The organism is Arthrobacter sp. USHLN218, from assembly GCF_037144715.1.
In the GTDB taxonomy this organism is placed as follows: domain Bacteria; phylum Actinomycetota; class Actinomycetes; order Actinomycetales; family Micrococcaceae; genus Crystallibacter.
The window spans coordinates 142,156-157,102 of sequence record NZ_JBBCYT010000001.1 but is presented as its reverse complement, the minus strand read 5'-3'; the positions used below and the strand labels follow the sequence as shown (position 1 = coordinate 157,102).

At 67.0% G+C, this 14,947-nt stretch carries 14 protein-coding genes; 5 read left to right on the top strand and 9 right to left on the bottom strand.

Going from position 1 to position 14,947, the window contains the following annotated elements:
* Nucleotides 1–11: 11 nt before the first annotated feature.
* From WFH44_RS00745 to WFH44_RS00715, 7 genes are all read right to left on the bottom strand, one after another.
* Nucleotides 12–431, bottom strand: a complete 420-nt coding sequence (locus tag WFH44_RS00745; RefSeq protein ID WP_336710929.1) for a cytidine deaminase — start codon at nt 429–431, stop codon at nt 12–14.
* A gap of 13 nt (nt 432–444) precedes the next feature.
* Nucleotides 445–1,734 (bottom strand): ABC transporter permease, encoded by a 1,290-nt coding sequence (locus WFH44_RS00740; protein ID WP_336710928.1) that lies wholly within the window; start codon nt 1,732–1,734, stop codon nt 445–447.
* Nucleotides 1,731–3,089, bottom strand: coding sequence for an ABC transporter permease (locus WFH44_RS00735; protein ID WP_336710927.1), 1,359 nt, complete (start codon nt 3,087–3,089; stop codon nt 1,731–1,733). The genes WFH44_RS00740 and WFH44_RS00735 overlap by 4 nt, the downstream gene beginning before the upstream one ends.
* The gene (locus WFH44_RS00730) at nt 3,086–4,642 is read right to left on the bottom strand and encodes an ABC transporter ATP-binding protein (RefSeq protein ID WP_336710925.1); all 1,557 of its coding nucleotides are present in this window, start codon (nt 4,640–4,642) and stop codon (nt 3,086–3,088) included. The genes WFH44_RS00735 and WFH44_RS00730 overlap by 4 nt, the downstream gene beginning before the upstream one ends.
* A 157-nt stretch (nt 4,643–4,799) precedes the next feature.
* Entirely contained in the window at nt 4,800–5,897 is a 1,098-nt protein-coding gene (locus WFH44_RS00725) for a BMP family lipoprotein (protein WP_336710923.1), read from the bottom strand.
* 171 nt (nt 5,898–6,068) lie between these two features.
* On the bottom strand, nt 6,069–7,244 hold the full coding sequence (locus tag WFH44_RS00720) for an amidohydrolase (protein WP_336711777.1): 1,176 nt from the start codon (nt 7,242–7,244) through the stop codon (nt 6,069–6,071).
* A 119-nt stretch (nt 7,245–7,363) separates the two neighbouring features.
* A complete protein-coding gene (locus WFH44_RS00715; protein ID WP_336710921.1) occupies nt 7,364–8,509 on the bottom strand; it encodes a mannose-1-phosphate guanylyltransferase in 1,146 nt (381 codons plus the stop codon).
* 329 nt (nt 8,510–8,838) lie between these two features.
* Here WFH44_RS00715 and sdhC point away from each other — a divergent pair, with 329 nt between their 5' ends.
* The 5 genes from sdhC to WFH44_RS00690 all read left to right on the top strand — a co-directional run bounded on the left by sdhC (nt 8,839) and on the right by WFH44_RS00690 (nt 13,230).
* Entirely contained in the window at nt 8,839–9,222 is a 384-nt protein-coding gene (gene sdhC, locus WFH44_RS00710) for a succinate dehydrogenase, cytochrome b556 subunit (RefSeq protein ID WP_336710920.1), read from the top strand.
* A 2-nt stretch (nt 9,223–9,224) separates the two neighbouring features.
* Complete coding sequence (locus tag WFH44_RS00705) at nt 9,225–9,695, top strand: succinate dehydrogenase hydrophobic membrane anchor subunit (protein WP_264793861.1); 471 nt, start codon at nt 9,225–9,227, stop codon at nt 9,693–9,695.
* Nucleotides 9,696–9,773: 78 nt separating this feature from the next.
* Nucleotides 9,774–11,561 (top strand): succinate dehydrogenase flavoprotein subunit, encoded by a 1,788-nt coding sequence (gene sdhA / locus WFH44_RS00700; RefSeq protein ID WP_336710919.1) that lies wholly within the window; start codon nt 9,774–9,776, stop codon nt 11,559–11,561.
* Nucleotides 11,561–12,349, top strand: coding sequence for a succinate dehydrogenase iron-sulfur subunit (locus tag WFH44_RS00695; protein ID WP_336710918.1), 789 nt, complete (start codon nt 11,561–11,563; stop codon nt 12,347–12,349). Before sdhA ends, WFH44_RS00695 begins: the two co-directional genes overlap by 1 nt.
* Before the next feature lie 113 nt (nt 12,350–12,462).
* On the top strand, nt 12,463–13,230 hold the full coding sequence (locus tag WFH44_RS00690; RefSeq protein WP_336710917.1) for an alpha/beta hydrolase family protein: 768 nt from the start codon (nt 12,463–12,465) through the stop codon (nt 13,228–13,230).
* Between the two features lie 6 nt (nt 13,231–13,236).
* On the opposite strand, the gene WFH44_RS00685 is transcribed toward WFH44_RS00690, so the two are convergent.
* On the bottom strand, nt 13,237–14,355 hold the full coding sequence (locus WFH44_RS00685) for a YihY/virulence factor BrkB family protein (protein ID WP_336710916.1): 1,119 nt from the start codon (nt 14,353–14,355) through the stop codon (nt 13,237–13,239).
* The gene (locus WFH44_RS00680) at nt 14,333–14,947 is read right to left on the bottom strand and encodes a 2'-5' RNA ligase family protein (protein WP_336710915.1); all 615 of its coding nucleotides are present in this window, start codon (nt 14,945–14,947) and stop codon (nt 14,333–14,335) included. The genes WFH44_RS00685 and WFH44_RS00680 overlap by 23 nt, the downstream gene beginning before the upstream one ends.

The window sequence follows — 14,947 nt, the reverse complement described above, 5'->3', positions numbered from 1 at the left end:
CTGGCTCCTTCTCAGGTGAGGTTCTCTGGTCCGAACGCGTCCGGCAGTACTTCGTCCATGGTGCGCACGCCGGAGACGGTCAGCAGCACCATGCCGGGGGCGCGGAATTCGTACAGCAACTGGCGGCAGCGTCCGCACGGCATCAGGACGTTCCCTTGACCGTCGACGCAGCTGAAGGCCGCCAACCGGCCGCCCCCGGTCATGTGCAGCTGGCTGACCAGCGAGCACTCCGCGCAGAGCGTGAGGCCGTAGGAGGCGTTTTCGATGTTGCAGCCGGAGACGATGCGGCCGTCCTCGGTCAGCGCGGCCGCCCCGACCGGGTACTTCGAGTAGGGCACGTAGGCCCTGGCCATCGCCTCCCGGGCCGCGTCCAGCAGCGCGTCCCAGTCGACGTCCGGCCCCGTGTTGCCACCTGGGGTGACGGTATCCATGGCGCTCCTTCTGTCAGCCCTTGATGTACGGAATGCCGCTGGCGGCAGGCGCCCGGGACTTGCCGACCAGCCCGGCGACGGCGAAGATCGTCACCAGGTACGGCAGCATGGCCAGGAACTGGTTGGGCACCGGCGTGCCGAGGAAGCTGAGCACGGACTGCAGGTTGGTGGCGAAGCCGAACAGCAGCGCGGCGAAAAAGGCGCCGAGGGGGTTCCAGCGGCCGAAGATCAGCGCGGCGAGGGCGATATAGCCCTGGCCAGCGGTCATATCGCGGCCGAAGCTGGAGACCAGGACGAGCGTGAAGAAGGAGCCGCCGAGGCCGGCAACGGCTCCGCCCAGCAGCACGTTGACGAACCGCGTGCGGTTCACCTTCACGCCCAGGGTGTCCGCCGCCTTCGGGTGTTCGCCCACAGCCCGCGTCCGCAGGCCCCACTTCGTGTGGTAGAGAGCGACGTAGATTACGGCCACCGAGAGGTACATCAGGTAGCCGACGATCGACTGCTCGAAGAGGATGGGGCCGATTACCGGGATGTCGGACAGGAACGGGATCGCGATGGGGCTCAGCCGCGGCGGCGAATTCCAGGTTTCGGCGTCCTCGCTCATCACGGTGGAGAAGAGGAATCCGGTCAGGCCGGAGACCAGCACGTTGAGCACCACGCCGACAATGACCTGGTTGACGATGTACTTGATGCTGAAGACGGCCAGAACGGCGGAGACCAGCATGCCCGCGAATACGGCGGCCAGCAGGCCAACGAACGCGCTGCCGGTCAGCGAGCCTGCCACCGCCGCCGCGAAGGCGCCGGATAGCAGCTGGCCCTCGATCGCGATGTTGACCACTCCGGAGCGCTCGCACAGCACGCCGGAGAGCGAACCGAAGATCAGGGGCACCGCGAGGGTGACGGAGCCCGCCAGCAGGCCGTAGAGGGCGAGGTTCGGCGTCTCGGCGCTGCCTACCACCCAGGTCAGGAAGCCCGCCACGAAGAAGACGGAGTAGACGGCCACCAGCCAGACGGGCACCGTGCGGCCGGCGCGCACCCGGACGAACGACCACGCGGCGGCGGCCAGCAGGACGAGCGCGCAGACCCAGCCGGTCACCGTGGCCGAGACGACGATGGGGGGCAGGACAATCGGATCGTTTTCGCCGGTGAGCCGGAACGTCACATCGTTCGAGGGGGCGCCGATGGCGAAGACCAGCAGTGCGGCCACGGCCAGCACGATCAGGATCACCGGCGTCTTCCAGTTGCGCACCTCGGTGACCGTGGTGCCGCCCGTTTCCGGGGCGGTCTGCGTAGCCGTGCTCATGCTGCACCTCCAGCGGTAGCGTGCTTGCGGGCCTTCGGGCCCTTGCGGACGGCGCCGGGCTCCGGCAGCCGGAACACCGAGCGGACCAGTGGCGGCGCGGCGATGAAGAGCACGATCAGCGACTGCACGACCAGCACGATGTCGATGCTGGTGCCGGTGTTGGTCTGCATGACCACGCCGCCGGCGCGGAACGCCCCGAACAGCAGGCCCGCCGCGAACGTTCCCCACGGGGTCGACCGGCCCAGCAGGGCCACGGTGATCGCGTCGAACCCGAAGCTGGCCGCGACGCCCGCGGTCAGCACGTGTTCGGTTCCGGCCACCTGTGCCACGCCGGCCAGGCCGGCAAGCGCACCCGCGATGACCATCACGATGACGTACCCCTTGGTGACGCTGATGCCGGCGGTACGGGCCGCCGTCGGGTTTGCCCCGACGGCCCGCAGCTCGAAACCGATCGTGGAGCGGTTGAGCAGCCACGAAACGAGGACGGTCAACGCGATGGCCACCACGAAGCCCCAGTGCAGCCGGAACCCGTCGCCGAACATCAACGGATACAGCGCCGTGTCGTCCAGCTGCGGACTGATTGGATTGGACGAACCCGGCCGCTGGAAGGCGGGGGTGGTCAGCAGGTAGAGGACCAGGTTGATGGCCACGTAGTTGAGCATGATGGTGAGGATGACCTCATGCGCGCCGGTCTTCGCCTTGAGCAGGCCGACGATGCCGGCCCAGAACGCGCCGCCGACGATGCCGGCGATGACCACGAGCAGCAGGTGCAGCCCGACCGGCAGGTGCCAGGTGAAGCCCACCCAGGCGGCAAGCGTCGCGCCGATGATCATCTGGCCCTGGGCGCCGATGTTGAAGAGGCCGGCCCGGAACGCCAGGGCGACGCCGAGACCCGCGCAGATGAGCGGGGTCGCCACGGTGAGCGTCTGGGTGAGCGGATAGATCATCGCGGCGAAGGTGTCCGCCTCCCAGTTGAAAACCGCTCCCTGGAAGAGTGCAATGTAGGCCTCCGAAGCCGCCGTCCAGCCGGCTGCCAGCATGTCGACCGGGCGGGCGAAGAAGTAGCCGGCGGCCTCGGCCACGCGCACGTCGGTAATAGCGATCAGGAGTCCGCCCAGGATGAGTGACATGACGACCGCCAGCACCGCCACCAGGGCGTTGCCGGTCACGATCTTCTGCATCAGGCTCTGCGAGTCGCGCAGCCCGGGCTGCAGCTCGCCGCTCTGCGCCGTGGCCGGGACCGCGGGCGGGGCCTGGTTGCCGTCGCCGAGCTCCGCTGCTGCCTCGAGCCGGACCTCGTCGTCGTGGGCCGTGCTACGGCTGAGCTGCCGTTCGGTCTTCTGCTCGTTGCTCATAGCTCCCCGCTTCCGCGTTCGGTTCCGAATTCCTGTTCCTGCCCGAGGGCTTCTTCCGCCGGCATACCGGCCATCATGAGGCCGACGACGTCGCGCGAGGTGTTCCCCGGGACAATACCCATCAGCCGGCCCCGGTAGAGCACGGCGATCCGGTCCGCCAGTTCAAGCACCTCATCCAGTTCCGTGGACACAATCATGACCGGGGTGCCGCCGTCGCGCTCCGCGACGATGCGCTTGTGCAGGAACTCGATGGATCCGACGTCGACACCGCGGGTTGGCTGGGAGGCGATGAACAGCTTCAGCGGGCGCGACAGCTCGCGGGCCATGACAACCTTCTGCTGGTTGCCGCCGGAAAGGGTGCCCGCCGCGGCCTGCGCAGACTGGGTGCGGACGTCGAACTCGGCGATCTTCTCGCGGGCGTTCTGCTGGATGACGGCCGGTTTCAGCCCGAGGCCCTTGGCGAAGGGCTCCTGGTCGTAGCGGTTGAGGATGAGGTTCTCGGCCACGGAGAACGTGCCGACGAGCCCTTCGACATTGCGGTCCTCGGGGACGAAACCGACGCCCGCGCGGACGATCTCCTTCACGCTGCGGCCGACAAGCTCGCGGCCTTCGAGCGTGATGGAGCCGCTGACGTGGTCCTGCAGGCCGAGGACGGCCTCGGTGAGCTCGGTCTGGCCGTTGCCCTGGACTCCGGCTAGGGCGAGGATCTCGCCGCGGCGGATTTCCAGGCTGATTCCGTCCACCACGCGCTGGCCGTTGGACGCGTGGACGGTCAGGCCGGTGATGCGGAAGGTCGCCTCGCCCGGCTGTGCGGGAGCCTTGTCCAGGGTCAGGCTGACCGCGCGGCCGACCATCAAGGACGCCAGCTCGGTGGTCGAGGCGTCCGGATCCGCGGTGCCGACGACCTTGCCGCGGCGGATGACCGTGATGACGTCCGAGACCTGTTTGACTTCGCGCAGCTTGTGCGAGATGAAGACGATCGACTTGCCGTCCGACTTCAGCTGGCGCATGATCGCGAGCAGCTCGTCCGTTTCCTTCGGGGTGAGGACCGCCGTCGGTTCGTCCAGGATCAGCACCTCGGCATCGCGTACCAGTGCCTTGATGATTTCGACGCGCTGCTGGACGCCGACGGGGAGGTCCTCGACGATCGCGTCCGGGTCCACGTCGAACCCGTACTGGTCGGAGATCGCCTTGATTTTCGCGCGGGTCTGGCTGAGGTTCAGCATGCCGGTGGCCTTGGTCGCCTCGTTGCCGAGTGCAACGTTCTCCGCAACGGTGAAGACCGGAACGAGCATGAAGTGCTGGTGGACCATGCCGATGCCGGCGGCCATCGCGTCCCCGGGACCGTTGAACGACACGGGCTGCCCGTCGACGAGGATGCGTCCCTCGCTCGGCTCGTAGAGTCCGTACAGGACGTTCATCAGCGTGGATTTCCCGGCGCCGTTCTCGCCGAGCAGGCTGTGGACCTGGCCCGGCTCGACCACCAGGTCGATGTGGTCATTGGCCACCAGAAAGCCAAACCGTTTGGTAATTCCCTGCAGTTCAAGTTTCACAACCGAACCAACCTGTTCCTGAGTTTGCTTCAACGTTCTTGCACGCGAACATGGTCAAGCTGCCCCCAGCCTAGACCGCTCGTGCGCCAAACAGCACGGACCGCCGCCTGCTGCCGGCAAATTGCCCGGCGCAGACGGCGGTGCCGTTACTGCATGGTTACTTGGGGCTGGCCTTGGACTCGACCTTGATGTCGCCGGAGATGATGCCGGCCTTGATCTCGTCCAGCTCCTTCTTGAGGTCGGCCGGAACCTTGGAGTCGTAGTCGTGGAACGGCGCCAGCGCGACGCCCCCGTTCTCGAGCGTGCCGACGTACGGCGAGCTGTCGAACTTGTTCTCGACGTCGGTGGAGATGACTTCCTCCACTGCCTGGCCCATCAGCTTCATGACGGAGGTCAGGATGTATTCCTCGGCCTTGCCGGCCGTTTCGTAGCCGTCCGAGTCCACCCAGACGACCTTGACCTGCTCTTCTTCCGGCTTGCCCTGGTTGGCCTCGATGACCGCGTCCAGCGTGCCCAGGCCCACGGGACCGGCCACCGGCATGATGACGTCCGCGCCTTCGTTGATGAAGTTCTGCGTGTCCGTCTTGCCCTTGCCCTGGTTGTCGAAGCCGCCGTTGAAGGTGCCGTTCTGCGACTCCTTGTTCCAGCCCAGCAGCTCGACGTCCTTGCCCTTTTTCTCGTTGTAGTAGGCCACGCCGTCGGCAAAACCGTCCATGAAGATCGTGACGGTGGGGATGTTCAGGCCGCCGTAGGTGGCAACCTTGCCGGTCTGGCTCATGCCGGCCGCCGCGTAGCCGGCCATGAAGGCAGCCTGCGCCGTGTCGTAGACGATCGGCTTCACGTTGTCGGTGAACTCGGGGTCCGAGTAGTCGACGATGGCGAAGTTCGTGTCCGGGTTGTCCTTGGCGGCTTCCTTGGTGACGTCGCCGAGCAGGAAGCCGACGGTCAGGACCATGTCGCAGCCGGACTGGACCATGCTGTCGACGTTCGGGCCGAAGTCCGTTTCGGCCTGCGATTCGGCTTCCTTGGTCTTGATGCCGAGGTCCGCCTCGGCCTTCTTGAGGCCCTCGTAGCTGGACTGGTTGAAGGACCGGTCATCGAAGCCGCCGGCATCGGAAACGATGCAGCCCGTGTAGTCGACGGCGGAAGGAGCAGCGCTGCTGCCGCCTTCCTCGGGCGGGGCGCCACAGCCGGAAAGGACGAGTGCGGCAGACGCGAGCACGGCGGCGGAGAGGCCGGTGCCACGCTTGGTCATGCGCAGTGAATTCTTCAATGTTCCTCCAGGAAAGATGCGATGCTCCGTGCCCGTGGTCCGCGGGCGGCGGCTACAGCCACCCTAGTGGCCGGGGCGCGCGAGTGTAACGAATCCATCCCGATGGCCCGACATTGTTGAAAAGTTGTTACTTTTCGGTAGCTGCCGGGATCGTCAGTATTCCTTGCCGTGGCAGGCGAGCACGGCGGCCGCGGCCATGACCCGCACCCCGACGCCGATGGCGTGCTCGTCCGGGGTGTAGTCCCCGCGGTGCAGGTCGAAGGTCTCTCCGCCCGGCGTCCTCGTGCCCAGCCGCATCATGGCCCCGGGGACCAGCTGCGTCATCCATGCGAAGTCCTCGCCGCCCATGGACTGCGGCGTCAGCGTCACCGCGCCGCCGCCGAGTTCGAGCCGTGCCGCGGCCTCGATCAGGCCCGTCTCGCGCTCGGTGTTGACCACGGGAGGGACGCCGCGGATGTGTTCCAGCTTGACCTCCACGCCGAACGGCGCGGCCACCTGCTGGACCACCTCGTCGAGCAGTTCGCCGGCGGCATGCCACGCGTCCCCGTCCAGGCAGCGCATGGTGCCGGCCATGAAGCCGTGGGCGGGGATGGCATTCGGGGCGGCGCCGGCGCGGATCTGGCCCCAAACCACGGAGACGGCGCTGCGCACGTCGATCCGCCGGCTGAGGACGCCGGGCACGTTGACGGCAATCTCCGCCAGCGCGAACACGAGGTCTTCGGTCAAGTGCGGCCTGGAAGTGTGGCCCCCGCGGCCGGTCAGTTCGATCCGGATGGTGTCGGACGCTGACGTGATGGCGCCGATCCGCGTGCCCACCTGGCCGACGTCGACGCGCGGGTCGCAGTGCAGTGCCAGGATGCGGGGAATCTCCTCGAGCACGCCCTGCTCGATCACGGCCAGGGCTCCGCCGGGCATCGTTTCTTCGGCCGGCTGGAAGATGACCCGGACGCGCCCGCCCAGCTGGCCTTCCTCGTGGAGCTTGCACAGCACCAGCGCCACGCCCAGCATGACGGTGGTGTGGATGTCGTGGCCGCACGCGTGGCTGATGCCCTGGTTCACCGAGGCATACTCCAGCCCGGTCTCTTCCATGATGGGCAGCGCGTCGATGTCCGCGCGCAGGCCGATCGCGATCGGCCCCTCGCCGATATCCACGTACAGCCCGGTGCCCTCCAGCGGCACCGGGTCCAGCCCGGCGGCGCGCAGGCGCTCCAGCAGCTTGGCCGTCGTCTTGAATTCCTTATGCGAGAGCTCCGGGTGCTGGTGCAGATCGCGCCGGAAGCGCCGCAAACTATCCACGAACGGTGCGGCCCACACGCCGATCCGAGGAATGCTGTCCGAGGTCTCCGTAATTGTCTGCACAGACAAAACTGTACCCAGTGCCGTCGGGCCGTGCCCTCTCCCTGCGCGGAAATCCCGCCCGGCGCGGCGGGCGGGCCGCGAAGAGACGGCTAGAGGACGTCGGTGTCGCCGCTGGCGCGGAGGTGTTCGACGGCCTTCTTGACCTGCTGGGCGTGTTCCTTGGTGGTGACCAGCAGCGCGTCCGGGGTGTCGACGATCACGACGTCGTCGATCCCGATCAGCGCGATCACGCGTTTGGTGTCGGAGACCACGACGCCGGTGGCCTTCTCCGCGTAGACCCTCGCCCCGTCGCCGAGCACGGTCAGGTTGTTCGTCTCCGACGCCGCGTTCAGCCGCCCGATCGCGGCGAAGTCCCCGACGTCGTCCCAGGAGAACACGCCCGGGACCATCGCCACGTCCCCGGCCGCCGCGGCCGGCTCCGCCACCGCGTAGTCGATCGCGGTCTTCGGCAGCCCCGGCCAGACCCGGCGCACCACCTCGCGCCGCTTCGGCGTGTCCCAGGCCGCGGCGATCTCCATCAGCCCCGCATACAGCAGCGGCTCGTTCGTCTCCAGGTGCTTCAGCAGCAGATCCACCGGCGCGACGAACATGCCCGCGTTCCAGTGGTACTCCCCGGACGCCACGTACGCCTCCGCGGCCTCCTGGTCGGGCTTCTCCACGAACTCCGCCACGCCCCGGGCTGTCGGCGCGCACTCGATGCCCAGGCTGCCCGAGGTCCGGATGTACCCGAACCCGGTCGACGGGTGCGTCGGCTTGATCCCGATCGTCACGATGTACCCCTCGGCCGCGGTATGCACCGCCGCCCGCACCGCGTCCTGGAACTGGTCCACCGGGTTGATCACCTGGTCCGCGGCGAACGAGCCCATGATGATCTTCGGATCCCGCCGGTACAGGATCGCAGCGGCCAGCCCGATCGCCGCCGCCGAATCCTTCGGCTCCGACTCCAGCACCAGGTTCGCCTTACCCAGCTCCGGCAGCTGCGCCATCACCGCCTTCCGGTGCAGCGCCCCGGTCACCACCATCGTCCGCCCGTCGCACAGCGGACGCAGCCGCTCGTACGTCGCCCGGATCAACGTGCTCCCCGAACCCGTCAAATCATGCAGGAACTTCGGCGCCGCAGCCCGCGACAAAGGCCACAACCGGGTCCCCACCCCACCGGCCGGGATCACCCCGTAAAACCGGTCCAGCACATCGTCTTCAGCCGGGTCCTGGCCCAGCGGCCTGTCAGTAGTCATCACTCCAAAGGTAAACCAGGCGCTGCCTCGGCGGGTCATTCCGTAGGCTGATTTCACTGAAGGCGGCAAATGCTCCCGCCGTACAGGAAACAAGCCGCCGCGGGGAAAATAGCGCACAATTAAGTTGCGTAAATCCTGCCGCCGCCCCGGCGCGTGCCGCACCATTCCGCGCCACCGCGGCGTCGGTGTTAAAAAGCTCACACCGCGAGTTCCCAAATTGAATAAGCTCTGAGCGAAGCCTAGATTAGATCTGACAAAGAGCACTCTCGCACTGGCGTAATTCTGCGTGGTCCACGCTGGCGCCGTTGCGATGCAGGGAGGTTAATTCAGTGTCGAAGACACCAGCAGGGACCCTCTACCGCGGCCGCGAAGGCATGTGGTCCTGGGTAGGACACCGCGTCACCGGCGTCGCAATATTTTTCTTTCTCTTGGTACACGTTCTGGACACCGCTCTGGTGCGCGTATCTCCTGAGGCATACAACGTCGTGATCGACACGTACAAGAATCCGATCATGGCACTCCTGGAAGCCGGCCTCGTTGCCGCGATCGTCTTCCACGCTTTCAACGGCCTCCGCGTGATCCTCGTGGACTTCTGGAAGAAGGGCCCGAAGTACCAGGCCAAGCTGCTCTGGGGCGTTATCGGACTGTGGGTCGTCGTCATGGTTCCGTTCCTCATCCGTCACCTCACGCTCGCGTTTACCGGGGGTCACTAATCATGGCAGCAACAACTGAAATCCAGGCGCCCCGCTCCGGGCGCATCGCTCCCGAGTACAACCGGCACGGCAGCAGCCGCGGCAACTTCGAGATGTTCGCGTGGCTGTTCATGCGCGTCTCCGGCCTCGTGCTCGTGGTGCTCGTCTTCGGGCACCTGTTCGTCAACCTTATGGTCGGCGAGGGCGTCCACGCCATCGACTTCGGCTTCGTCGCCGGCAAGTGGGCCGACCCGTTCTGGCAGGTCTGGGACCTGGCCATGCTCTGGCTCGCCATGCTCCACGGCACCAACGGCGTCCGCACCATCATCAACGACTACGCGGAAAAGGACGGCACCCGCTTCTGGCTCAAGGCCGTGCTCTACGCGGCGACCGCCGTCATCATCGTCCTTGGAACCCTGGTGATCTTCACCTTCGATCCGTGCCCGCCGAACGCCGCAGCCGACTTGCTGCCGTCCTTCTGCCCGGCACCGTAAGGGCATGACGGGCGCTGCCAACCGCAGCGCCCGCTTCCTTGAGAAGAACCTTTAGTTTCAACAGAAAGAGCATCCAGTATGCAGGTCCATAAGTACGACGTCGTCATCGTCGGTGCCGGTGGCGCCGGTATGCGCGCAGCCATCGAATCCGGCCAACGCGCGCGAACCGCAGTACTGACCAAGCTGTACCCCACCCGCTCCCACACCGGCGCAGCCCAGGGCGGCATGTGCGCCGCCCTGGCAAATGTCGAGGAAGACAACTGGGAGTGGCACACCTTCGACACCGTCAAGGGCGGTGACTACCTGGTAGACCAGGACGCAGCCGAGGTCATGGCCAAGGAAGCCATCGACGCCGTGCTGGACCTGGAGAAGATGGGCCTGCCGTTCAACCGCACCCCCGAAGGCAAGATCGACCAGCGCCGCTTCGGCGGGCACACCCGCGACCACGGCAAGTCCCCGGTCCGCCGGGCCTGCTACGCCGCGGACCGCACCGGCCACATGATCCTGCAGACCCTGTACCAAAACTGCGTTAAGCACAACGTCGAGTTCTACAACGAGTACTACGTACTCGACCTGCTGCTCGTGGAGGAAGACGCAACCCGCGCCGATGGCACGCCCTACAAGCAGAAGCGCGTTGCCGGCGTCGTTAGCTACGACCTGGCCAGCGGCGAGATCCACGTCTTCCAGGCCAAGTCGGTCGTCTTCGCCTCCGGCGGCGTGGGCAAGGTCTTCAAGACCACCTCGAACGCACACACCCTGACCGGCGACGGCATGGGCATTGCCTTCCGCCGCGGCCTGCCCCTGGAAGACATGGAGTTCTTCCAGTTCCACCCGACCGGCCTCGCCGGCCTGGGCATCCTGCTCTCCGAGGCCGCCCGCGGCGAAGGCGCGATCCTGCGCAACTCGGAAGGCGAGCGGTTCATGGAGCGCTACGCGCCGACCATCAAGGACCTCGCGCCGCGCGACATTGTGGCCCGCTCGATGGCCAACGAGGTCCGCGAAGGCCGCGGCTGCGGCCCGAACAAGGACTACGTCCTGCTCGACCTGACGCACCTGGAGCCGGCGCACATCGACGCCAAGCTGCCGGACATCACCGAATTCGCGCGCACCTACCTTGGCGTGGAGCCGTACACCGAGCCGGTGCCGGTGTTCCCGACCGCGCACTACGCCATGGGCGGCATCCCGACCAACATCAAGGCCGAGGTCCTGCAGGACAACGACACGGTTGTCCCGGGCCTCTACGCTGCCGGTGAGGTCGCCTGCGTGTCCGTCCACGGCTCCAACCGCCTGGGCACCAACTCGCTGCTGGACATCAACGTGTTCGGCAAGCGCGCCGGCATCGCCGCGGCGGAATACGCCAAGACCGCCGACTTCGTCGAGGTCCCGGAGAGCGCCGACCGGTTCACGATCGACCTGGTCGAGGGCGTCCGCGCGGCGAGCGGCACCGAGCGCGTGGCCCAGCTCCGCAAGGAACTGCAGGACACGATGGACGCCAACGTCCAGGTGTTCCGCACCGAGGAGACCCTGAACGAAACGCTGAACGTGATCGCCTCGCTGCGCGAGCGGTACAAGAACATCAGCGTCCAGGACAAGGGCCGGCGCTTCAACCTGGACCTGCTGGAGGCCGTCGAACTGGGCTTCCTGCTGGACATGGCCCAGGTCATGACCGTCGCTGCGCTGCACCGCCAGGAGTCCCGCGGCGGCCACTTCCGGGAGGACTTCCCGGACCGCGACGACGTGAACTTCATGAAGCACTCGATGGCGTACATGGACGAAACCGCCGAGACCGAGCATGTGGCCGGCATCCGCCTGGAGACCAAGCCTGTGGTCTTCACGCGCTACGAACCGATGGTGAGGAAGTACTGATGACCACCCCGACCGAAATTCCCGAAGGACCGTCGAAGGTCGAACTGGCTCCCGGCGTCGGTGGCGGCGGAGAAATCCCCAGCTTCGACATCACGCTCAAGGTCCGCCGCTACGACCCGGAGGTCTCCGAGGAGGCCCGCTGGGACGAGTTCAAGCTGACCATGTACGGCACGGACCGCGTGCTGGACGCCCTGCACAAGGTCAAGTGGGAACACGACGGCTCGGTGTCCTTCCGCCGCTCCTGCGCCCACGGCGTCTGCGGCTCGGATGCCATGCGCATCAACGGCCGCAACCGCCTCGCCTGCAAGACCCTGCTGAAGGACCTGGACACGGACAAGCCGATCCTCGTCGAGCCGATCAAGGGCCTGCCGGTGGAGAAGGACCTGATCGTGGACATGGAGCCGTTCTTCCAGTCCTACCGCGAGATCATGCCGTTCCTGATCAACTCGGGCCACGAGCCGACGCGCGAGCGCCTGCAGTCGGCCGAGGACCGTGAGCGCTTCGACGACACGACCAAGTGCATCCTGTGCGCCGCCTGCACCTCGTCCTGCCCGGTCTTCTGGACCGACGGCCAGTACTTCGGCCCGGCAGCAATCGTCAACGCGCACCGCTTCATCTTCGACTCGCGCGACGATGCGGGCGACATGCGCCTGGAGATCCTCAACGACAAGGAAGGCGTGTGGCGCTGCCGCACCACCTTCAACTGCACCGAGGCCTGCCCCCGCGGCATCCAGGTGACCAAGGCCATCGCCGAGGTCAAGCAGGCGGTCCTGAACCGCAAGATCTGATCCCCCGCGGGATCACGCGGCCCCTCGAAGGCCCGAACTTCGGTCTGAGGTGCCGGCTCGTCGAGCCGGCACCTCAGCCGCTTAAGCGCAGCCACCCGGTGAAAGGGCCCTCCATGCCGTCCATCGAAACCGTCAAGTTTCCGTCCGTCAGCGGTGCGACCCTGGCCGGGGTCGTGGACGTTCCCGACGGCGAGGTGCGGGCGTGGGCGGTCTTCGCCCACGGCTTCACGCTGGGCAAGAACAGCGCCGCCGCTTCGCGGATCTCGAAGGCGCTGGCCCGCCACGGGATCGGGGTCCTCCGCTACGACGCGGCAGGCCTGGGCAGCTCCACCGGGGACTGGTCGGAGACCACGTTCTCGACCAAGGTGGACGATATCAAGCAGGCCGCCGCCTTCATGGCCGAATCCGGGCGGCCCATCTCGCTCCTGATCGGCCATTCCCTGGGCGGAGCGGCGGTCCTCGGCGCCATCGGATCATTGGAAGAGGTAAAGGCGGTGGTGACCATTTCGGCGCCGTTTGAGCCGTCCCACGCGCTTCACCTCCTCGACGAGGCCATGGACGACGTCGAGCGCGAGGGCATCGGCGAGGTCACCTTGGGCGGGAAGCGCCTGCAGGTCCGGAAGCAGCTGGTGGACGACCTGCGCCGGGCGGACCTCAGCGCCTGCATCCACGGCATGCACCGGCCGCTGCTGGTCATGCACTCCCCCACCGACCAGACCGTGGGGATCGACAACGCGGGACAGATCTTCGAGACGGCCAAGCACCCGAAGTCCTTCATCTCGCTGGAGGGCAGCAACCACCTGCTGACAGACAAGGTCCAGACGGACCGTGCCGCCCTGCTGATCGCGGCCTGGGCCGACCAGTACCTGCCGGCCGGCTGAACCGGCTCAGGCACCGGCGTGGGTGGCCCGCCGGTGGCGCAGCCGCGGACCCTGCCGGCCGTGCAGGCGCCTGGACTGCTGCCGCGCCGACCTGGCACGCCTGCGCACGTCCTTGTTGCTGGCCGGCAAGCGGGCGTCTGCCATTCCCACCGCGCCCCAGGCCGCGGCGACCAAATAGAGCTGGCTGAGGAAGAAGAACCAGACGAACAGGCCAAGGACGACGGCGAACGGCGCCAGCAGGGGATTCTTGGCCACGCCGTCGAGCAGCGCCGACGCGAAGAACCGCAGGGCGGCGCTGCCTGCGGCCACGATCAGCGCGGCCTGCCACATGACGGCCGGCTTCATCCTCAGCCTCGACGCGAGCCGGAACAGCACCACCGCCACGGCCATGTCCAGCAGCAGCATGATGAGCACGCCGGAGGCCACGGCCAGCGGCTCCGCCCACGCGCCGACAAACCGCAGCCAATGGGCCACCGCTTCCAGCAGGCTGCCGGCGACGATGACCAGGATGGAGGTGAGCACCAGCGCCACGGTGAGCAGCAGCAGCACGCCCAGGTCCGTGAGCTTGATCAGGAAATAGTTCCCGGTCAGCCGTGGCACCCCGAAAACGCCCCGCATGCCGTCGCGCAGGCCGGCGATCCAGCCCAGCGAGGTCAGGAGCAGCGTAATGCTCGAGATCACCAGGGTGAGGCTGAAGGTCGCCCCGTGGGAGAAGAGCTGTTCAGGGGTGACGAACCCGCCGCCGCCGGTATCGATCAGGCCCGGAACGGAATAGTTGAGCACCGAGATAATGGCAGTCTGCAGCCGCGGCGTGTTGGAGGCGACCAGGCCGAACACGGCGAACCCGGCCACCAGCATGGCCGCCACCGAGAAGAACATGTTGTAGGCGCTGCCTGCTGCCATCAACGGCCCACGGCGCATGAGGTAGAGGTTCCAGACCCGCATCGGCAGGGTTGCGTTGAACCAGGCCGTCGCGTAGCTGCCCAGAACCAGCAGCTGCCTCAGGATCCCCGCTTCGCGCCGGGCCCGGTTGAACTCGCGCCGGCGCCTGGATACTTCGTTGCGCAGCTGGCCGCGCTTGAGCGGAAGCGGCTCCTGGGAGTCAGTCCCCGCCGCCTCCGGCACAGCCGGCATTCTCCGGCTCCGCGTCAAAGCTCAGCTCTTCCCGTAGGATCCACACGCCCGATTGGTCGTGCTCGTACAAGCCCATGCTACTGACCGTGAAAGTCGAGGCATAGTCGGCCAGCTTCTCTTCGGCGGCGTCCATCCCGGCCTGGCTGACATCGTGCGCCACGGTGAGGTGCGGGTGGAAACCGAACTCCAGATCCCGTTCCAGCGGGCCGGATTGCAGCTTGCCGTGCAAAGCTACGCAGTCCTCGAAACCTTCGGCGATGTTCAGGAAGACCACCGGGGATACCGGGCGGAAGCTGCCGGTACCGCGCAGTCCCACGGTGAACGGTGCCTGGGTCCTCGCGATGCGGCGCACGTGTTCGGTCGTCTCCTCCCAGTCTTCAACAGGCGTCGTGGTGACCAGGGTGATATGCGGCGGAATGACCGCCGCGAGCGGATCTCCGAACGACGCCCGCCAGCTTTCGAGCTCGCCGGCCAACGGCTCGGGGATGGAAATGACCACCCCGACGCAGCCGCTCCGGGCACCCGGTCGGGGATCGCCGTCGTTAGTGACGGTAGCTTTGGCCTGCAGGTGCTGCCCGCACAT